17 protein-coding genes and 1 pseudogene are annotated in these 20,931 nt (G+C 38.0%); 3 read left to right on the top strand and 15 right to left on the bottom strand.

The window, feature by feature from the left end; translation table 11 throughout:
• Window positions 1–4: 4 nt before the first annotated feature.
• Complete coding sequence (locus V7M80_RS01775; RefSeq protein WP_333693594.1) at window positions 5–922, bottom strand: PorP/SprF family type IX secretion system membrane protein; 918 nt, start codon at window positions 920–922, stop codon at window positions 5–7.
• A 67-nt stretch (window positions 923–989) separates the two neighbouring features.
• Complete coding sequence (locus tag V7M80_RS01770; protein ID WP_333693593.1) at window positions 990–7,103, bottom strand: fibronectin type III domain-containing protein; 6,114 nt, start codon at window positions 7,101–7,103, stop codon at window positions 990–992.
• A 193-nt stretch (window positions 7,104–7,296) separates the two neighbouring features.
• Between V7M80_RS01770 and hflX the strand changes: the two genes are divergently transcribed.
• Window positions 7,297–8,517 carry a GTPase HflX gene (gene hflX, locus V7M80_RS01765; protein ID WP_333693591.1) on the top strand — a complete coding sequence of 407 codons (1,221 nt, stop codon included), beginning with the start codon at window positions 7,297–7,299 and terminating at the stop codon, window positions 8,515–8,517.
• Between the two features lie 243 nt (window positions 8,518–8,760).
• Here hflX and V7M80_RS01760 read toward each other — a convergent pair whose 3' ends face one another.
• The 7 genes from V7M80_RS01760 to V7M80_RS01730 form a co-directional block, all read right to left on the bottom strand.
• Window positions 8,761–9,654 (bottom strand): DUF3078 domain-containing protein, encoded by an 894-nt coding sequence (locus V7M80_RS01760; RefSeq protein WP_333693589.1) that lies wholly within the window; start codon window positions 9,652–9,654, stop codon window positions 8,761–8,763.
• A gap of 42 nt (window positions 9,655–9,696) precedes the next feature.
• Window positions 9,697–10,200: a DUF2480 family protein gene (locus tag V7M80_RS01755; protein WP_333693587.1), complete on the bottom strand. Its 504-nt coding sequence runs from the start codon at window positions 10,198–10,200 to the stop codon at window positions 9,697–9,699.
• A gap of 63 nt (window positions 10,201–10,263) precedes the next feature.
• On the bottom strand, window positions 10,264–10,587 hold the full coding sequence (locus V7M80_RS01750) for an SUF system Fe-S cluster assembly protein (RefSeq protein ID WP_333693585.1): 324 nt from the start codon (window positions 10,585–10,587) through the stop codon (window positions 10,264–10,266).
• Between the two features lie 60 nt (window positions 10,588–10,647).
• Complete coding sequence (locus V7M80_RS01745) at window positions 10,648–11,061, bottom strand: GxxExxY protein (RefSeq protein WP_333693583.1); 414 nt, start codon at window positions 11,059–11,061, stop codon at window positions 10,648–10,650.
• Window positions 11,062–11,100: 39 nt separating this feature from the next.
• Window positions 11,101–11,520 (bottom strand): SufE family protein, encoded by a 420-nt coding sequence (locus V7M80_RS01740; RefSeq protein ID WP_333693632.1) that lies wholly within the window; start codon window positions 11,518–11,520, stop codon window positions 11,101–11,103.
• Complete coding sequence (locus V7M80_RS01735; RefSeq protein ID WP_333693581.1) at window positions 11,520–11,945, bottom strand: hypothetical protein; 426 nt, start codon at window positions 11,943–11,945, stop codon at window positions 11,520–11,522. Before V7M80_RS01735 ends, V7M80_RS01740 begins: the two co-directional genes overlap by 1 nt.
• 16 nt (window positions 11,946–11,961) lie before the next feature.
• Entirely contained in the window at window positions 11,962–13,176 is a 1,215-nt protein-coding gene (locus V7M80_RS01730; RefSeq protein ID WP_333693580.1) for an aminotransferase class V-fold PLP-dependent enzyme, read from the bottom strand.
• A gap of 153 nt (window positions 13,177–13,329) precedes the next feature.
• On the opposite strand from V7M80_RS01730, the gene V7M80_RS01725 reads away from it, so the two are divergent.
• Window positions 13,330–14,673 (top strand): serine hydrolase domain-containing protein, encoded by a 1,344-nt coding sequence (locus V7M80_RS01725; RefSeq protein WP_333693579.1) that lies wholly within the window; start codon window positions 13,330–13,332, stop codon window positions 14,671–14,673.
• 105 nt (window positions 14,674–14,778) lie between these two features.
• On the opposite strand, the gene sufD is transcribed toward V7M80_RS01725, so the two are convergent.
• The 6 genes and pseudogenes from sufD to V7M80_RS01695 all read right to left on the bottom strand — a co-directional run bounded on the left by sufD (window position 14,779) and on the right by V7M80_RS01695 (window position 19,870).
• Complete coding sequence (sufD, locus tag V7M80_RS01720; RefSeq protein WP_333693578.1) at window positions 14,779–16,095, bottom strand: Fe-S cluster assembly protein SufD; 1,317 nt, start codon at window positions 16,093–16,095, stop codon at window positions 14,779–14,781.
• 36 nt (window positions 16,096–16,131) lie between these two features.
• A pseudogene (locus V7M80_RS01715) lies at window positions 16,132–16,521 on the bottom strand (four helix bundle protein).
• Window positions 16,522–16,593: 72 nt separating this feature from the next.
• Window positions 16,594–17,343 carry a Fe-S cluster assembly ATPase SufC gene (gene sufC, locus V7M80_RS01710; RefSeq protein WP_333693577.1) on the bottom strand — a complete coding sequence of 250 codons (750 nt, stop codon included), beginning with the start codon at window positions 17,341–17,343 and terminating at the stop codon, window positions 16,594–16,596.
• 139 nt (window positions 17,344–17,482) lie between these two features.
• The gene (gene sufB, locus V7M80_RS01705; protein ID WP_333693575.1) at window positions 17,483–18,931 is read right to left on the bottom strand and encodes a Fe-S cluster assembly protein SufB; all 1,449 of its coding nucleotides are present in this window, start codon (window positions 18,929–18,931) and stop codon (window positions 17,483–17,485) included.
• A 68-nt stretch (window positions 18,932–18,999) separates the two neighbouring features.
• Entirely contained in the window at window positions 19,000–19,407 is a 408-nt protein-coding gene (locus V7M80_RS01700) for a four helix bundle protein (RefSeq protein ID WP_333693574.1), read from the bottom strand.
• Between the two features lie 133 nt (window positions 19,408–19,540).
• Entirely contained in the window at window positions 19,541–19,870 is a 330-nt protein-coding gene (locus V7M80_RS01695) for a HesB/IscA family protein (protein WP_333693572.1), read from the bottom strand.
• Window positions 19,871–20,041: 171 nt separating this feature from the next.
• Between V7M80_RS01695 and V7M80_RS01690 the strand changes: the two genes are divergently transcribed.
• Entirely contained in the window at window positions 20,042–20,902 is an 861-nt protein-coding gene (locus V7M80_RS01690) for an MBL fold metallo-hydrolase (protein ID WP_333693571.1), read from the top strand.
• Window positions 20,903–20,931: the final 29 nt, after the last annotated feature.

Below are 20,931 nucleotides of genomic sequence, written 5' to 3'. Positions count from 1 at the left end.
TAGGTTAGAAATATCGTGGTGAACGAGAAACCTTTTTCGGGAAATTAACATCAAAAAGTAAGATAATTTCGTGTGAAGAAGGGGTTGTAACATTCAAATCTGAAACGATATGATCGTAAGCATAACCTATTCTCAAGTTAGGACTGATTGCATAGTTCACCATAGCTCCAAAACTGTCTTCTAATCTATAGGTAGCTCCAATTTCGAATTTTTCATTGAAAAGGAAATTGGTAGAAACATCAAGAGATGTAGGAGCGTTAAAAGCCGATTTTAACATGGCAAAAGGTTTGAATTTCAAATTGGGATTCAAATCGAAAACATAACCTCCGGTTAAGAAATAATGAGATACTTCGTTTCCGTATTCTCTTCCGTTAAAATCCAAATGTTTTGCTTTAAGCATGTTTGGAACCGAAAGAGCTACATAGTATTTATCGGTGTAATAAAAGAAACCGGTACCCAGATTGAAATACACATTACTAATATTATCACCAAAAACGCCGTCAGCCGGATCCGGTAGAGTAGGTCTAATGATATTAAAATCTACTTTGTGAAAAGTAGCTCCGGCTTTTAAACCGAATGCCAGACGGTGTTCGCCACCTAAATTTAATGTATAGGAAAAGTCTCCGTAAACATTTTGTTCTTTAACCGGCCCGATTTCATCTGAGATTAAGGACAAACCTAAACCTACATTTTTACCTGCAGGCGTGTGACCTGAAAAAGTAAAAGTAGTAGGAGCATCTTCTATATCTACCCATTGTTTTCTGTAAAGTAAACCAAAAGCTAAGTTTTCTTTACTTCCTGCATAAGCTGGGTTAATAACGTTCATGTTGTACATGTACTGCGTGTAGTGAGGATCCTGTTGGGCGGATACTTCTGATAGGCTTACCAAGACAATCAGTAGTGCAAAATATATATTCTTCATGTTTATTGTTTTTGTAGTTTGAAAACGATACGGTTAGGTTGTTTAGGCTAACCGTATCGAAAAATTTCTAATTATGCTCTCTATTAATATATATCCAACCTGTTTTATTGGTTCCGTCTGCAAAGTCTATCGAATAGTAATACGTTCCGTCTGGGAGTTCATCTCCTTTATCTGTTTGACCGTACCATTCATTCGAATAGTTGTTTTTGCTGTACACTTTTAAACCGTATCGATTGAAGATACTTAATTTGCTTACGTTATAATTAGTTAAGTCAAAAAAGTCATTACTTCCGTCGTTATTTGGAGAGATACCTTTTTGAATTTCACATGAATTAATAGTTACAAAGAAACTGCTTTCGTCATTACATCCTTCTGCAGTAGTTGTATAAATGTATACGGTTTGCGAATTGGTAATGCTACTTCCTGCTTGAAGCTGTGTCCCTTGTCCGTTAGGTTGCGTAAAATATGCACTTCCTATTGGTAAACTTGGCAATACATAGCTTGCACATTCTTCTTGATCTGTAAATATTGGAGCTTGGGCATCAGCAATGGTTACGACAAAGCTGGTTTCTGAGCTACAATTGGCAATAGTTCCCGGTGCAAAAATGTATACCGTTTGCGAAGTTGTAAGAGCTGTACCTGCGGTTAATGCATTTCCAGATCCGTTTTGACCTGTAAAGTAAGATCCGTTAGTCAACGCAGGAAGCGTATAACCCCCGTCTCCTAAACAAGCCGTAACGTTTTGTAAAGTATCCACATTAGGTCGAGCTACAACTGTTACTTGAATCGTTGTTGGAACCGCACATTCTGATGTGTTTGGTGTAAACTCAAATGTAAACGTTCCAGCAGAGGCGGTGCTTATTGTAGCCGGATTCCAAGTACCTGAAATAGCATTGGTTGATGTTCCGGGTAAGGTTGGGCTAGTTGCCCCCACGCAAAGGTTTGCAATAGGATCAAATGTTGGGGTAACCGGAGTGATTACCGTAACGGTAATTTCACCATTTCCTGCACAAGACCCTGAAGCCGGTGTAAAGGTATAAACGGTATCGCCTAAAGCTGAAGTGTTAATAGTTGCCGGAGACCAAGTACCCGATATTCCTTCTATAGAAGTAGTGGGTAAGGTTGGTGCCGGAGCATTCTGACACACTATTGGAATGGCGTTGAATGTTGGCGTTACGGGCTCAGTAATTACTACCTGAATAGAAGTTGGTGTAGCACAAACCTCGGCTCCAAATGGGGTAAATTCGTATGTGAATGTACCTGCTGTAGCCGTAGAAATAGTTGCCGGAGTCCAAAGACCCGTTACGCCGTTATTAGATACGGCAGGTAAAGCCGGAGCAGTACCGCCTACACAAATAGGTGCAATTGGGTTGAATACCGGAACAATTTGAGAAGTAGTTGTAACTTCAAAACTGTTCTCTGATGTACATTGTCCGTTTGTACCTTGAATAGTTGCAAACACATAAATGGTTTGTGGTGTAGTAATAACATCACCTGCATTCAACTGAGTACCTTGTCCATTTGGTTGTGTAAAGTAGTTTCCAACTAACAAAGCAGGTAAAGTATATCCTTCCGATTCACATACTTCAACATCGTCTTGAACCGGTAACTCTGTACCTACAACATTTAATAAAATAGTGTCAGTAGTAATAGTTTGTTCGCCACCACAAGCGGTATAAATAGCTTGAGCCGTCATGGTTGTGGTTTCTTCAACACATACATTGATAGACAAATCATTACTGTAAAATTCTCCGTCTTTTAACCAAGAGAAAGTTACGTTTGAAGGACCTGCCGGAGTAAATCTCCATGCTTCGTTTGAAGCAGACCATGTACCAGTATTTCTTCCCGGAGGTACGTGAGCTTGGGTACCCGCTTGATTTTGAATACCAATTACAGCACGTCCACCATTCCAGGTTGTACAAGAAGTTCTGTTTTGAACATAAACTTCAATTGTGTTTGAAGTTTCATACAAAACGATTTGACTCGTTTGAAGACCCACACTTACCCCACAACTAAACTGAGCTACTTCGGAGAAGTTTACTACCAATACTCGACATGGAGCCGTTCCTAACACTTGGTAGTTGATGCTTGGCTGAGCCGGTGGAGTTGTAACGTTCGGGTTGATATCCTGATATGGTCCGTAGATTGCCGCTTTAATTGGGAAAGCGGTATTTGGTATCGTCTGAGTAAATGGCCATGCACAGTATCCTCCCGGAACTTGAGCACCACCCGGTACTTGACCTTGAATATCAAACGAAATCACCCCATTGGAACCTACCAATGCTTGTGTATAATTTTGTCCGAAGAAACAGAAATTAAAAGGCAATTGGATAGCCGGTGACCATACGTCATCGGTATTTACCGAAGTAGGAATACCTCCAACAAATGGGAATGGTGGTGAAAATGGAATAGCAGACACATTGTATGTAGTTGTATCTCCCGTTTCGAAGAAAGAAGCCGTTAAATCAACACAACTTTCTCCCGGACATAAATTCAATACACCCGGAGTGTTGGTTTGTAAATCAATATCAACACCCGCACAACCCGGCAATGAAGCCAAAATGAAGAAAGTTTGCGGACCAGACCACGCACTTAAATCTGATGTAGAACAAATAGCTCTTACATAGAATTCATAGAAACCGGCATTTAAGCCTGTAGCTGTGTAAGGATTGTTTGCTGTAATAACCCCTGCAACTGTTGGTACACCAGATCCAACGGGTTGAACAACCACTTCAAATAAAGTAGCCGTAGAAATGTTGGTCCATGATAAAGTTGCGGTATTTGTATCGGCACCAATAACTGTTAAGTTAATCGGTTGCGGACAAGTTGGTAAAGTAGTTCCCGTACCCGGAGTACTCCAATCACTAATGTCATCATCGGCACATACGGCTCTAACATAGAAATTATAACAGGTTAATGGATTCAATCCTGTGTAGGTATATGTTGTAGAGGTAGCTGTTTGCCAACCTGTTGAGCTAGCAGTTGGAGCAGCAGAACCACAAGGTAATGCTAATACTTGCCAAGTTGTACCTGCCACACTTGTCCAAGTTAAATTTGCCGTAGAAGTGTTGGTGTCTGTTACTGTAACTGCGGTTGGTTTTGGACAACTTTCACATGTTACATTGGCCACCCATCCCGGTCTGTTGAAAGAACCATCACTTCTAAAATTGAAAGTCAAACATCCTGTTGGACTTGTAGAAGTAAAAGGTCCTGGAATTGTAGTTCCCCAGAAACCACCCGGTAAACCACCCGGTACATTTCCTGCACCATTTCCACTTGAAATTTGAGGAGCTGCTGTTGAGTTTCCGTTGAATACATATAAAGCATCCCAGTTGGCTTCTGTATCAAAAGAGGTAAAAGTTACCGTTACAAATTCACCGGGATTTGCAGGACAAATAGTTACCGTTGAATTCGCATTATTTGGGTAGTTAGCTGATATTCCTCCCGGATCTACAAAGTTTCCTCCACATTCCGGTGGGGCTACTTGTGTTGTTGCATTAACGCCGATACTCCAATTACTTGAATCGTTTTCAGCACATACTGCTCTTACGTAGAAGGTGTAGCAAGTGGCTGGAGTCAATCCGGTTAATACAAAAGGATTGGTTGGAGCATTAACCCAACCTGAAGCTGTAGAAGTTGGAGCTGGAGAACCACATGGTAATGCTAATACTTGCCAAGCTGTCGCCCCACTGTTATCGGTCCAACCTAAAGTAGCTTGATTGAATAAAACGGTAGTAGCTGTAAGAGCACTTGGTCTAGGACATGTTGGAGCCGGAGCACAAGTTACATTAGCAATCCATCCGGTGTTCACCACACTACTATCTGATGTAAATACAAAGGTTAAACATCCCCCTGGTGTTGATGAAGTTACCTGAGGAGGTAAGGCGGTACCGGAATACGTTCCTAATAAAGGTGATGCAGCACTTGGACCGTCATATATTCTTAAAAAGTCACAACATCCTTCTGTTGCAAAAGCCGTAAAGGTAACTGTTACTAAATTAGTTGGAGAATCTGCACAAATGGTAGTAGTAACGTTTGTATTGTTAGCATAGTTAGCTGAAGCCCCGCCCGGATCTGTAAATGTTCCGCCACATGCCGGAGGTACTTGTTGGGTGGTTGCATTAACCCCCACAGACCAATCACTTATATCATTTTCAGCACATACTGCTCTTACATAAAAACGGTAACAAGTGTCTGGATTCAATCCCGTAAAAGTATACGGGTTGTTTGTTGTTTGAATCCAACCAGTAGTTGTAGCATTTGGAGCCGGAGCAGTACAAGGCAAAGCTAAAACATGGAAAGTGGTAGCTGTACTGTTATTGGTCCAAGCCAAAGTGGCTGAAGAAGAAAGTACTGCTGATGTTACTAATTGAGTTGGTTTAGGACATGTTGGTGGTGGAGCACATGTAATGTTGGCTACCCAACCGGCTGCTACCACGCTACTGTCTGAAGTAAATACAAAAGTAATACAACCACCCAAAGTAGATACAATTTCAGGAGGTAAAGCTGTTCCAGAATAAGTACCAATTAATGGAGATGCGGCACTTGGTCCGTTGTACACTCTTAAGAAGTCACAACAACCTTCGGTAGCAAAAGAAGTGAAGTTTATAGTCACTAAATTACCCGGTGCATCGGCACAAATGGTTGTTGTAATATTTTGGTTATTAGCATAGTTTGCAGCAGAACCACCAGAATCAGTAAATGTTCCTCCACAAGCCGGTGGAACTTGTTGGGTAGTTGCGTTTAAACCGGCAGACCAGTCACTGATATCTGTTGACGAACATACTGCTCTTACATAAAAACGATAACACGTATCCGGATTTAATCCGGTGAAAGAATACGGGTTGTTAGATGTTTCAATCCAACCTGTTGTTGCAGCTGTTGGAGCCGGAGCTGTACAAGGCAATGCCAAAACGTGGAATGTAGTTGCTGTACTGTTATTGGTCCAAGCTAAATTCAAAGTTGTAGATAAAACCGAAGACGTCACCAAAGCGGTAGGTCTAGGACATGTAGGTGCCGGAGCACACGTAATATTGGCAATCCATCCTGCTGCTACAACACTTGTATCTGATGTGAAGTTAAAAAACAAACATCCACCCGGAGTTGAAGAGGTAAATGAAGGAGGTAAGTTGGTTCCCGAAAAAGTTCCTAATAAAGGAGCAGCGGCACTGTTTCCGTCGTAAATACGTAAAAAGTCACAACAACCTTCAGTTGCAAAAGATGTAAAAGTAACAGTCACTAAATCGGTTGGATTTTCGGGACATATTAAGGTGTTCACATTTAAATTATTGGCATAGTTGGCCGTTGGTCCTCCCGGATCTACAAAGTTTCCTCCACAACCCACCGGGGCAATCGTAGTTGTAAAGTTTACCGGGCCAACCCAATCACTATTATTTCCTTCTCCACAACGAGCTCTTACGTAAAACGAATAGGAAGTATTAGCACTCAAACCGGTTACTAGATAAGGTAGTGCACCGTTATATATTGTTCCTGTACCAGTTGGCGGTGTATTAAGTGGCACCACTTCAATTTCCCATGCTGCCGCTGTTCCTGTCCAAGATAGACTTGCAGTAGTAGCAGTTACGGTAGAAGTTAAATTAGTAGGAACTAAACAACGTTCTACTAAACGAACGTTATCTACAATCCAACGATCTCCTGTTAGAGCAGTTGTAGGTTGATTCATCAAAATGACAAATGCTATGTATACCTGTTGATTTTGATAAGCTGTCAAATCAACTATTTTGTCTTCACAAATATTGAAAACTTCATTAAGTTCCTCCTCAGTCCATTGTTGAACCGGAGTAAAAGTACCCGTGTTGGTTTGTGAAAGAGTAGAAACCCGAATCTGATACGTGGTATTATTCGGTCCACTAATAGTTGAACGCGTACTGAAAATCAACTGTCCGTTTGCCGGGATTGTTACCAAATTAGTAACCATCCAATTTTCGGAAGTGTTTCCTGCACCAATCTGTTGTCTTGCGTTCATAAACGCCGAAAACTCCCCTTGACATACCGTGGGAGGCGTACTGATGGTGTTTGTTGTGGTCCAAACATTTGAACCCAAGCCATTGTTGAATACGGCCCAATTGGCTGGTATTCCCGTTTCAAAATTTGAAAGTAGCTGGGAATAGCCGACATTGGACAGTATAAACAATAACATCACTAAAGTAATTCTTTTCATAAATGAAAGTTTAGATTGTTTTTGAATATATCTTGTAGGTTTAGAACGTCAAATTTAACAAAATTTAAGAATTAGCTAACATAAAATTATTTTTTAACAGTTAAAATGCAAAATATTAAAATTTTAAATTCCGAAAAAGTAAGTTAAATATGGCCTTATTTGACTAATTTTGTGGTCCATTTATAAAGATTGTATGTTAGAGAAGGAAAAAATAAATTTTGAAAAAACCGTTATTGTCGGGATAATTACAAAAGACCAAGACGAGGTTAAACTCAATGAATATTTGGATGAATTGGAGTTTTTGACTTTTACGGCAGGAGGCGAAGTAATCAAACGCTTTTGGCAAAAACTGGAAAAACCCAATCCTAAAACTTTTGTGGGAACCGGAAAAATGGAAGAAATCAATTCTTTTATCAAAGAAAATGAAGTTTCTACGGTAATTTTTGATGACGAACTTTCTCCGGCTCAGCAAAAAAACATATCCAAACTTTTGGATTGTAAAGTTCTGGACCGCACCAATCTTATTTTGGATATTTTTGCTCAACGTGCCGAAACTTCGTATGCACGAACCCAAGTAGAGTTGGCTCAGTGTCAATATTTATTACCGCGGCTTTCGGGAATGTGGACACACTTGGAACGTCAACGTGGGGGTATTGGAATGCGGGGTCCTGGTGAAACGGAGATTGAAACCGATAGACGAATTGTACGTGATCGGATAGCATTGTTAAAAGATAAAATTAAGACGATAGACAAACAAATGTCGGTGCAACGCAGCAATCGCGGTGCCATGGTTCGCGTGGCATTGGTAGGATATACCAACGTTGGGAAATCTACTTTGATGAATGCCATTGGAAAAAGTGATGTTTTTGTAGAGAACAAATTGTTTGCTACTTTAGACACCACCGTTCGAAAAGTGGTGATTAAAAACCTGCCTTTTTTACTTTCGGATACGGTGGGTTTCATTCGAAAATTACCCACCCAGTTGGTCGAATCTTTTAAAAGTACATTAGATGAAGTTCGTGAAGCCGATTTATTGCTTCATGTCGTAGATATTTCGCATCCGGATTTTGAAGACCACATTGCTTCGGTAAACCAAATTTTGCAAGACATTAAAAGTGTAGACAAACCTACTATTATGGTGTTTAACAAAATTGATGCCTACAAACCGGCTTATTTTGACCAAGACGACTTGGTAACCGAGCGAACCTCTAAGCATTACTCATTGGAGGAATGGAAAAACACTTGGATGCATCATGTGGGTGAAAGCAAAGCCTTGTTTATTTCGGCTACCGAAAAAGAAAACTTTGAGGAATTTCGGGAAAAAGTTTACGAAGCCGTGAGAGAAATTCACATAACGCGTTTTCCTTACAATAAATTTTTATATCCGGATTACAAGGATGCTGTAGAAGAGTAGCTCGTTGCGACAGGGGTTGAAGTGGAAAGCTTTTTTGTGTTTTTTGGTAGAAATGCCCGTGCGAGGAAGCAACCAACGGAAGCTCCCACAGCCGGTGCAGTTGTAGAAAAAACACAAAAAACTTGAAACGGAAAACCCGGCCGTTCGCCCAATAAAATTCCGAAAAACGAAAAATTTCATACTTTATTTTTAATATGAGATTCCTCGTTCCTCGGAATGACAAGATTCTGTGGCAAGTATTTTTTAAAATCCGAAATTCACGCCTAAACCAATAACTTGTCTGGTTTGAAAACCTCTAAAGGCGTTGTCGTCGTATATAGTTTGAAATGCAAGATTGGTTGATAAAAACTTGTTTACCTTCATAACGATGTTGATTTGGTAATCCAGGTCGACGTTTTGAGGGTCTTCCAAATAGTTGGTATACAAATTCAAAATGTTTTCCATGCTTACATTTTCGAACAATTTTGTTTTGTAGTATGCCGAAAGTGAGGCTCCAAACTCAAAACGCATATTATCGCCAGGATCAACTCCAAAAGCCCCTAGGTCTGCCAAATCTTGATCCATAACAAATACAAAACGCGAGGTTAAAGGTGCGATATTCACTTTTAGGTTTTCGGTTTTTCTCCACATCATACCGGGACCTACTTGTAAAAAGGCGGGAGAGAAGAAGCTTGTAGATTTAGGGAGCGAAAAATTTGGTGCGGGATTTCCTAAATCGGTAGTGATTTGCGTTTTTAAGTTTAAGAACATCGAATAATACCAGTAACCGGTTGCTTTTTTACCGGCTAAGGAATTGAATTCAAGACGATCGTCTGATTTTAAAATGTCTTGTCCTTTAATTTTGGTAATCCCATAATTCATCATGAGTTTGTTATCCCAACTCCAATCGTTTTTTTTGTAATTGAAATCGTAATTAATTCCGACAGAAACCGCTAAGTTGGATTGACCACCGGCTAGCCAGTTGGAAAAAGTAGATTGATTGGCCAAAAAATTGAAATTCCCTTTTTTGGTCCATCCTTTTACAGCTGTAGTATCTTCTATTTTTTTGGCTACTTCTTCAACGGATTTTACCACACCGTCTTGAGCCCAAAGTGTTGAACTACACAAAACGAATACAAATAGTACTTTTTTAATCATCTTTTTTTGTATTAAAATAAGTACAAAGGTAAAGTTTTTATTTTATTTTCGTTTAAATAGCGGAACAGCGGAACACGCTTCACCAAACATGACGCTTTTGGCTACTTTTTGAAGTTGTTGCATTGCAATAACATAGGCCGATTCCGGCACCGGTTTTTTGGAACATCCTTTTAGAATAACCGGTTTGTTGCTGTAAACAGAATAATCGATTTGATTGAGAATTTCAGTGTATAAGATCGAATCGATTTCTTCTTTTTTTCCTAAAATGATTTTTTTGGCATATGGTTGTAGTTGTACCGCAACCAAAATAGTTGCCCAAGCCGGCAAGATTGCCTCGGTTGAGCAGTGAATCGCCACCAAATGGTTTTGGTATTGTGACCAATCGTGGTTTTTCAAAGCCTCGCGGAAGTCTTTTTCTTTTAATAAAAAGCCCTCTTCCAACCATTGGGCTATATCCAATTGTGTTCGGATTCCGGAAGGATAATAATCCTCTAAATCGAACACTTCGAGTGATGAGTTGGCTACTTTGTTGGTGATTTCGTTCATGTCTTTTGTTTCAGGTTTAATGTTTCAAGTTGCAGAACCTGAAACTTGAAACTTGAAACTTTTTTACAGCATCCCCAATTCTAATTTGGCTTCTTCGCTCATTAAATCTTTGGACCACGGCGGATCGAAAGTAATTTCTACTTCGCATGACTTGACGGCATCAATGGACTTGATTTTTTCTTCCACTTCTTGAGGTAAAGTTTCGGCTACCGGACAATTGGGAGAAGTTAAGGTCATTAGCACTTTTACGTCGTTGTCTTCGTTAATCATGACATCGTATATTAGTCCGAGTTCGTAAATATCGACCGGTATTTCGGGGTCGTAAATGCCTTTGAGGACTTTAACTACATTTTCGCCAAGGTTTATTTCGTCTTTGTATTCTTCCATTTTGTTAATTTAAAAAATTGAATGTTTATTAACCATATAAGTAGTATAAGGGAATATAAGTTAATCCCAAATTTGATTATATAAATTGTTAATATACGTTTTCTGGCCTTCTTTGTAAATGTTTGTTACATTAAAATTGATTAATAATCCTATTGGTATTTTTAATAAATTCATGTAAGATAAAATCTGAGCTTCAAAAATCGGTTTCATTTCTGTGACCGATTTTAATTCAACTACTAATTTATCATCAATAAAAAAATTACATCTTAATTCGGCATCAACTTCAATACCTTTGTATTGAATGGGTATTAATAATTCCGATTTGAATTTAATTTTTCTTAATTCAAGTTCGTGTTTAAGACATTTATGATAAACACTCTCAAGCAACCCGGGACCAAAACTTTTATGAACTTCAATTGCTGCTCCATTTACTTGATAAATCAAATCCTTTAAATCTTGTTTTGTATAATTCATAAATCTTATATTATCTTATATGGCTTATATGGTAAAAAATTATTGCTTCGCTTCAAAAGCTAAGGCATACATTTTTATTTGCTTGATCATAGAGATCAAACCGTTTGCTCTGGTTGGTGATAGGTGTTCTTTTAATCCAATTTCATCAATAAAATCGGTATTGGCTTTTAGAATATCTGCCGCTTTTTGATTGGAAAAAACCCGAATTAAAAGGGCAATAATGCCTTTGGTCAAAATAGCATCACTATCGGCTGTAAAAACAATTTTTCCTTCATGCTCTTCGCCGTGTAACCACACTTTGGATTGACAGCCTTTGATTATATTGTCTTCTGTTTTGTATTTATCTTCAATTAGAGGGAGCGATTTTCCGAGTTCAATAATGTACTCATAGCGTTGCATCCAATCTTCAAACAGTGAAAATTCGTCCACTATTTCATTTTCTATTTCCGGTATTGACATCATTCTTTAAAAGACAATTCGGTTAATTTATTTACAAATTTTTCTATGGCTACAGGCGGATGTCCGTGATCAAAGCTTTGGGTGCTGTAGTTTTTGCCGTCTAAAGTTACCGCAAAACGAGCGTGAGCGGCTCCGTCATACATTCTTTTTTCGGTAGGGGCTTTTAAATTGGATAATTCATCCAGATTGATTTCTTTAAACAATTCAACCAAACTGTTCCATTGTTTGGCAGACAACGAAACCTCATGCGGTTTATCGTTTCTGGATTTTACCACATACAATTTTTTGTTTTCAATTTTAATGGTTTTGTAAAACCCTCTTGACAACGCTTCATATTCTACAACAGCCGAATCTATTGCATTGGCTTCTTCGCCACATCCTTTGGCCAGGACCAAGGAAAGAAAAATCGTAAAAATGGTTTTCATGTGTTTTGATTTTAAATTAACTCAACATCATTTGTGCTCTTTTAACGGCTTCTACCAACGCATCGATTTCTTCTTTGGTGTTGTAAAACGCAAACGAAGCTCTCAAAGTTCCCGGAATTTGATAAAAATCCATAATGGGTTGGGCACAATGGTGTCCGGTGCGAACCGCTATTCCTAATTTGTCAATAATCGTACCAACATCATACGGATGAATGCCGTCAAGATTAAACGAAATTACGGAAGTTTTTTGGTTTGATGTGCCATAAATTTTCAAACCTTCTATTTCCAGCAATCTTTTAGTTCCGTATTCAAGCAATTCGTGTTCGTAGGCGGCAATGTTTTCAAACCCAATTGCATTGAGGTAATCAATGGCGGTTCCGAGAACAATTCCTCCCGCAATATTGGGTGTTCCAGCTTCAAATTTGTGTGGCAATTCGGCATAGGTGGTTTTTTCAAACGAAACGGTTGCAATCATTTCGCCTCCACCTTGGTATGGGGGTAGTTGGTTTAACCAAGCTTCTTTTCCGTATAAAATTCCGGTTCCGGTAGGTCCGCAGATTTTGTGTCCGGAAAACACATAAAAATCACAATCTAAGTCTTGCACATCGGGTTTGAGATGCGGTGTGGCTTGTGCTCCATCGATTAAAACGGCTGCACCCACTTTGTGAGCTTTTTCAATCATCCATTTAATGGGATTGATGGTTCCCAATGCATTGGAAATATGGTTTACGGTTACGATTTTGGTTTTTTGTGAAAGTAATCGTTCGTATTCTGAACGAATGAGTTCGCCGGTTTCGTTCATCGGAATCACGACCAATTTTGCTCCTGTTTTTTCGCAAAGCATTTGCCAAGGAACAATGTTGCTGTGGTGTTCTAACGCAGAAACCATGACCTCATCACCCGGTTTTAGAAAGCTTGCAAAACCATTTGCCACCAAATTAATTCCGTGCGTAGTACCGGAAGTAAAAAGTACTTCGTGACTGAATTTAGCATTGATATGCTGTTGAATTTTATGACGAGACGTCTCGTATGCATCGGTAGCCAATTGACTCAACGTATGCACTCCCCGGTGAATATTGGCATTAATTTCTTTATAATAATTCGCTTCGGCATCAATTACCACTTGAGGTTTTTGCGAAGTGGCGGCGTTATCGAAATAAACAAGCGGTTTTCCGTTAACAGTTTGAGAAAGAATTGGGAAATCGGCTCTTATTTTTTGACTATCTATCATTTTTATTTAGAAAAATTCTAAATACAAAAGTAGTAAAAAAGGAAGTCGTAACCGCCACAAATTCACGAATTTTTATGAATTGTGAGAGCAGAAATACCTCAAATGGTGTTTTTATTTCTTATTTTTTATACATTGCAGGAAATAACATTTCAAATGAAAAAAATTTTCAAATTTTTAGGTGTTTTGCTTGTATTGGTTGTCGTTTATTTGGGGGTAACCACCTATCCCAAATTGGATATTGTATCCGGTTTTTCAGCCAAAAGTGTGGCTTCGGGACATTTTATTGATGGTCGTTCTCTGGAAGTTATTGAAAGTGGCGATAATGACATAGATAATGTTCGTTTGGCAACTAATGAAATCCATGAAGAAGGAAAATTTGTTATTTCTTCGGCTTTTGGATTAAAAAAACGCAAAGCCCTTTACCGAGAAGGTTTGGGAGCAACATTGATAAATGATGCTTTTGATGAAACACAACCGTATTTGGTTCCGAAACGAAATAAAACAGCACTTAACTTACCTTTTCCGTATGGAAATTTGGAACCCCAAGACCGCGTTTTTCCGGAAGTGAATTACGAAAAACTGAATCAAGCGGTTGCGAATGCTTTTGATAAAAAAGGCGAAAAAACCAAACGAACCCGAGCTCTTTTAGTGATTTATAAAGATAAAATCATTGCTGAGAAATACGAAGCCGGTTTTTCTAAAAATACCAAATTCTTGGGTTGGTCGATGACCAAAAGTATCACAGCGACTTATTTTGGAATTTTGCAAAAACAAGGAAAAATTGACATTACTAAACCCGTTGGTTTACCGGAATGGGCAAAAGATGAACGTTCTAAGATTACATTACACCATTTGATTCAAATGAATTCGGGTTTGGAATGGGAAGAAGATTATGGAAAAATTTGTGATGTAACAGAAATGCTTTTTTTGGCCGAAGATATGCCCCAAGTGCAATTGGAAAAACCGGCTGCTTATGCCCCTAATACGCATTGGAATTACTCTTCGGGAACAACCAATTTGCTTTCCGGAATTTTGCGAAGACAATTTAATAACCATCAGGAATATTTAGATTTTTGGTATGCTTCACTAATCGATAAAATCGGCATGCATTCGATGTTGATTGAACCGGATATGGCCGGGAATTTCGTGGGTTCTTCGTATGGTTGGGCAACGGCAAGAGATTGGGCTAAGTTTGGCTTACTTTATTTGCACGAAGGCAATTGGAATGGTGAGCAAATTTTTGATAAAAGCTGGGCGAAGTATGTGGCGACTCCTACTCCTACTTCTAACGGTGCATATGGCGGTCATTTTTGGTTGAACGCCGGTGGAAAATATCCTGATGTGCCGAAAGACATGTATTATGCCAGTGGTTATCAAGGACAAAAAGTCATCATTATTCCATCCAAAGAAATGGTAATTGTTCGTTTTGGATTGACGGAAGATGAGGATTTTGATTTTAATGGGATGATGAAAGGAGTTATTTCCTCAATTAAATGATAATTTAACCGCAAAGAGCACAAAGTAAAATCACAAAGGACGCAAAGTTTAAATCATTAACTTTGCGTCCTTTGCGTAAAACTTAGCGGGCTTTGCGGTTAATTTTTACAAATCAAACCCCAAATTCACTCCCAATTTCATCGCAATAATCTTCATGATGCGTTGTTTGAGTTCCGGGATTTTGATGCTTTCGATGACTTCGTTGGAAAAGGCATACAACAATAACGCTTTGGCTTCTTTTTGCGGAATACCGCGTTGTTGCATGTAAAACATAGCTCGTTCATCTAACTGACCAATCGTACAGCCGTGGGAACATTTGACATCATCGGCAAAAATTTCCAATTGGGGTTTGGCGTTGATGGTGGCTTTGTCGCTCAACAAAATGTTGTTATTCTGCTGAAAAGCATCGGTTTTTTGGGCTTCTTTTTCTACGAAAATTTTTCCGTTGAACACGCCGGTTGAGCTTCCGCCTAAAATGGTTTTATAGTTTTGATGGCTTTCGCAATTGGGCGTAGCATGATTCACTAAGGTGTAGTGATCCACGTGTTGCTTATCGCCAATAATGGTAATTCCTTTTAAAGTAGAATCAATTCGTTCACCAAAATGATAAAAGTTCAGGTTGTTTCGGGTGATGTTTCCGCCAAAAGAAAACGTGTGTACCGCCACTCTACTCTCTTGTTTTTGAGAAATATAGGTGTTGTCAATCAAATTGGCCGTTTGTTCGTCGTTTTGAATTTTATAGTAGTCCACAATCGCTCGTTTTTGAGCAAAAATTTCGGTTACGGAGTTAGTCAACACCGGATTGCTATTCAAACTTTGATGGCGTTCGATGATTTGCACGTGGGCATTTTCACCCACAATAATCAAATTTCGCGGTTGTACCATCAACGCACTTTCGTTTCCGGTAGAAAAATGAATGATTTCAATGGGTTTATCGGCCACTTTGCTTTTTGGAATATTGATGAACGCACCTTCTTGTGCAAAAGCCGTGTTTAATGAAGTTAAACTTTCGTCTTTGCTGGCAATTTGGTTGAAATAGGTGTCCAAAATCATTTTGTATTTTGGCTTTGTCAGCACCGAAGAAAGCAAGCAAACGTCAATTCCTTCATGTGTAGTTGACGACATAAACGAACTGAATTTTCCATCTACAAAAACCAGCTTGTACGTGTCGATTTCGTGTAGAAAAAACTTCTTAACGTCTTTAAATTCAATTGCATTATCCCGCTTTGGAAAAACGGAGAAATCGTTTTTCAAAACCGAATTTAGAGATGTATATTTCCAAGCTTCCTCTTTTTTGGTTGGGAAACCTTTGTTTTCGAAATTCTTGATGGCCGAAGTTCGAATATCATGCAAATCTGCAGTAACATCTACTTTTTCTTCAAATGCCATGAAGGATGATATGAGTTTTTCTTTTAAATCCATTTTATTGGTTTCAAGTTTCAGGTTTCAAGTTTCAAGTTATTGAAATTTGTTTCCTTTAAAATCTGTTTTGTTTAAATAAGTTATAAAATTTTTAATCTTACCGCTTAAAATTTCATATTTAGTTTTCAAATCTTCAAACTTTTCTAACGAAACATATTCGTAATCGTAAAGTCTATAAATTTGTGATCTTGATTCTCCGGCAGATCCTTTTGCGATGGATAAAAATTGTCGAAATTCAATGTTTCCATCTCTTTCAAAACCTTCTGCGATGTTATCCATAACGGAACCAGATGATGCTTTTATTTGTTCTTTAAATCTAAAATCTGTTTTTAAATCCGTTTCTTATGTAATTATGTAAATTTCTTTTGCAAGTTTTCTGGCTTCTTGCCAAATTTCTAAATCTTCAAACTTTGTAATGGTTGCCATGGCTTATATATATTTAAATGGTTTATACTAGTTTAACGAGAAAAACTTGAAACTTGAAACCTGAAACAAATTTTAAACTAATTCACTTTTTATCCAATCGTAACCTCTTTCTTCTAACTCCAAAGCCAATTCTTTTCCGCCGGATTTTACGATTTTTCCGTCCATTAAAACGTGTACAAAATCAGGAACAATATAATCCAATAAACGTTGGTAATGCGTAATAACTAAAACCGCATTTTCACTGCTTTTTAATTTGTTTACGCCGTTTGCCACAATTCGTAATGCATCAATGTCTAATCCTGAATCGGTTTCATCTAAGATGGCCAATTTGGGTTCTAACATGGCCATTTGAAAGATTTCGTTACGTTTTTTTTCTCCACCCGAAAAACCTTCGTTTAACGAACGAGATAAAAACTTACGGTCGATTTCTAATAATTCTGATTTTTCACGAATTAGTTTTAGCATTTCGTTGGCCGGCATTTCTTCTTTACCGTTGGCTTTTCGGTGTTCGTTAATAGCCGTTTTCATGAAGTTTGTTACCGAAACACCTGGAATTTCTACCGGATATTGAAACGATAAAAAAACGCCTTTATGAGCTCGTTCTTCCGGAGCTAATTCAGAGATATCCTCCCCATCCAACAGAATTTCACCTTCAGAAACTTCGTAGTTTTCATTTCCGGCAATAATTGAAGAAAGAGTTGATTTCCCGGCACCGTTTGGCCCCATGATAGCGTGCACTTCGCCGGCTTTGATTTCAAGGTTGATTCCTTTTAATATTTCTTTGTCTTCGATGGAAGCGTGTAAATTTTTTATGCTTAACATGTTACTTTTTGTTTCAGATTTAATGTTTCAGGTTCATTGAATATGACTCTTGAAACGATTCATGTAAATTATTTTTTTATTTTAAATACTAATTTGTTTAAGTTTAGGAACAGCTTGAAACCTGAAACTTGAAACAAAACTATCCTACCGAGCCTTCTAGTGAAATCTCCAACAACTTTTGAGCTTCCACCGCAAATTCCATCGGTAATTTATTCAATACTTCCTTGCTGAAACCGTTTACAATTAATGCAATCGCTTTTTCAGTTGGAATACCACGTTGGTTGCAATAAAACACTTGGTCTTCTCCAATTTTGGAAGTCGTTGCCTCGTGTTCGATTTTGGCAGATGTATTTTTACTTTCGATATACGGAAAAGTGTGAGCTCCACAATTATTCCCCATTAAAAGCGAATCACATTGTGAAAAGTTTCGGGCATTTTCTGCTCTTGACGAAATTTGAACCAAACCTCGGTAACTGTTTTGTGATTTCCCGGCTGAAATTCCTTTGGAAATAATGGTTGATTTGGTGTTTTTTCCCAAATGAATCATCTTGGTGCCGGTATCGGCTTGTTGGTAATTATTGGTTACGGCAATCGAATAAAATTCGCCTATTGAGTTATCGCCTTTCAACACACAAGATGGATATTTCCAAGTAACGGCAGAACCGGTTTCTACTTGTGTCCATGAAATTTTGGCATTTTTCTCGCACAAACCTCGTTTGGTCACAAAGTTATAAACCCCACCTTTTCCTTCTTTGTTTCCGGGAAACCAGTTTTGGACGGTAGAATATTTTATTTCGGCATCGTCCAACGCAATCAATTCTACCACAGCGGCATGCAATTGATTTTCATCACGACTGGGAGCCGTACAGCCTTCTAAATAGGAGACATAACTGCCTTCATCAGCAATAACTAAGGTGCGTTCAAACTGACCGGTACCCGCTTGATTGATACGAAAATACGTTGATAATTCCATCGGACAACGCACGCCTTTTGGAATGTAACAAAAACTTCCGTCTGAAAAAACTGCGGAATTCAATGCCGCATAAAAATTGTCTTTGGGCGGCACAACGCTACCGATGTATTTTTGAACCAACTCGGGATGTTCTTTGATGGCTTCAGAAATACTCATGAAAATGATGCCTTTCTCAGCCAATGTTTTTTTGAAAGTAGTGGCTACCGAAACGGAATCCACCACAATATCAATAGCCACATTGTTCATACGCTTTTGCTCATCAATCGAAATTCCGAGTTTTTTGTACATCGCCAACAACTCCGGATCTACATCGTCTAATGTTTTATTGGGATACGCTTTTTTAGGTGCCGAATAATAGGAAATAGCCTGGAAATCAGGTTTCTCATAGTGCACGTTAGCCCATTCCGGTTCGGTCATTTCTTGCCAAGCCCGAAAGGCTTCTAAACGCCAATTGGTCATCCATTCGGGTTCTCCTTTTTTCTGAGAAATCGCACGGACAATGTCTTCATTTAAACCCACCGGAAACGTTTCCGAATCTAATTCGGTGTAAAAACCGTATTCGTATTCTTTGGTTTCCAGTTCAACTTTTAAATCGTCTTCTGTATATTTTGCCATTGTATGTTAATCTAAAAAATTGAAAAATCTAAAAATCTAAAATAAGTTCAGCAACACTTTTCTTATCTTCAATCCTTTTGATTTTTTTGGTTATCTTTATTCTGCTTTTCTAAATTTTTTAAATACTTGATATAATTTCCTAATTGTTTAGAAATTTCAAGAACATCATTTCTGTGTTCATAAAAATTTTCATTATCAATATATTCTAACAATTGTAAAAAATTAAACATATTTCTACTCTCTCCCGCAGAACCTTTTGAAATATAAAGAAATCGAATTAATTCTTTCTTAGTTTCTCTTTCAAAACCTTCTGCAATATTATTAGAAATTGATAAAGCCGCTCTTTGCAATTGATCTTTTAAACCATAATCTTTAGCAATCTTTTCATTTGTTAATGTAAGTTTATAAACTTTTACACCAAACTGTAAAGCTTTTTGGTAAACTTCCATTTCTTCGAAAGAGCTATATTTTGCCATTATTATAAATTTAAAAAACTTAAAAAATCTAAAAAATCTAAAATAAGAACAGATAACAATTTGCTAGCTTTTGATTATTTAGATTGTTTTTCTTGTTTTGATTTTTTTGATTTTTTTGATTTTTTTGATTCATTTACAACGAAAAACTTTCACCACATCCACATGTTCTATTCGCATTTGGGTTGTTGAAAACAAATCCTTTTCCGTTAAGTCCTCCTGAAAATTCTAAAATTGTTCCGGCTAAATAGAGAAAACTCTTCTTTTCAACCGCTACTTTTATATCGTTATCTTCGAATACTTTGTCGTTTTCTCCTATTTCTTTGTCAAATTTTAAATCATAAGACAAACCGGAACATCCACCGCTTTTTACGCCTACACGAACATAATCATGAGCTGCATCAAAGCCGTCCTCCGACATCAAGTCGATGATTTTTTTTCGGGCTGTATCTGAAACTTTTATCATGTGTTATTTTGATTTTGTCTAAATTAACTGCAAAGATACATCAAAATAATAATTTTAAAAGAGTTCGTAACATTATTATAACGTATGTTTTTATAGAAAATATTTATGAAACTTTCTTTAAAACAGGTATTTTTCCTAATTTGCAACACCTAAAAAATCAAGCTAAACCATATGAAACTATACCCCATTGAAGCCGGAAATTTTAAACTTGACGGCGGAGCCATGTTTGGCGTGGTACCAAAAACCATTTGGAACCGAACCAATCCGGCAGACGAAAACAACCTCATCGACATTGCAGCTCGATGTTTATTAATTGAAGACGGCAACCGATTAACCTTGATAGATACCGGAATGGGCAACAAACAATCGGATAAATTTTTTGGCTATTATTCCCTATGGGGCGAACATTCGTTAGATAAATCCTTGGCAAAATATGGTTTTCATCGGGATGATGTGACCGATGTTTTTATGACACACTTGCATTTTGACCATTGCGGTGGGAGTGTCAATTGGAACAAAGACCGGACCGGTTATGAAGTGGCTTTTAAAAATGCAAAATTTTGGACGAATGAAAACCATTGGAAATGGGCTACCCAACCCAATGCTCGAGAAAAAGCGTCATTTTTGCATGAAAACATTATTCCGATGCAAGAAAGTGGTCAGTTGCATTTTATCCAAAGAGCCAAGGGTGATTTTGGCTTTTCGGAAGAACTGAATTTTGGCATTTTTTATGCCGATGGTCATACCGAAAAACAAATGCTGCCACACATTCAATACCAAGATAAAACCATCGTTTTTTGTGCCGATTTATTGGCTACAGCCGGGCATATTCCCATTCCGTATGTTATGGGATATGATACCCGACCGCTTTTAACCTTAGATGAAAAAACGAAATTCATGAATGCCGCGGCTGAAAACAATTACTATCTCTTTTTAGAACACGATGCCCATAACGAAATCATCACGGTTGAAAAAACCGAAAAAGGCGTTCGTTTGAAAGAGGTTTTCCGTTGTGAAGATGTCTTAAGATAGTGTTAATGGTTAGGGGATAAATAAATTTC

It is taken from the genome of Flavobacterium sp., from assembly GCF_036759525.1.
In the GTDB taxonomy this organism is placed as follows: domain Bacteria; phylum Bacteroidota; class Bacteroidia; order Flavobacteriales; family Flavobacteriaceae; genus Flavobacterium.
Note: the sequence above shows the minus strand (reverse complement) of the source record. Positions and strands in the feature narration are given on the sequence as shown.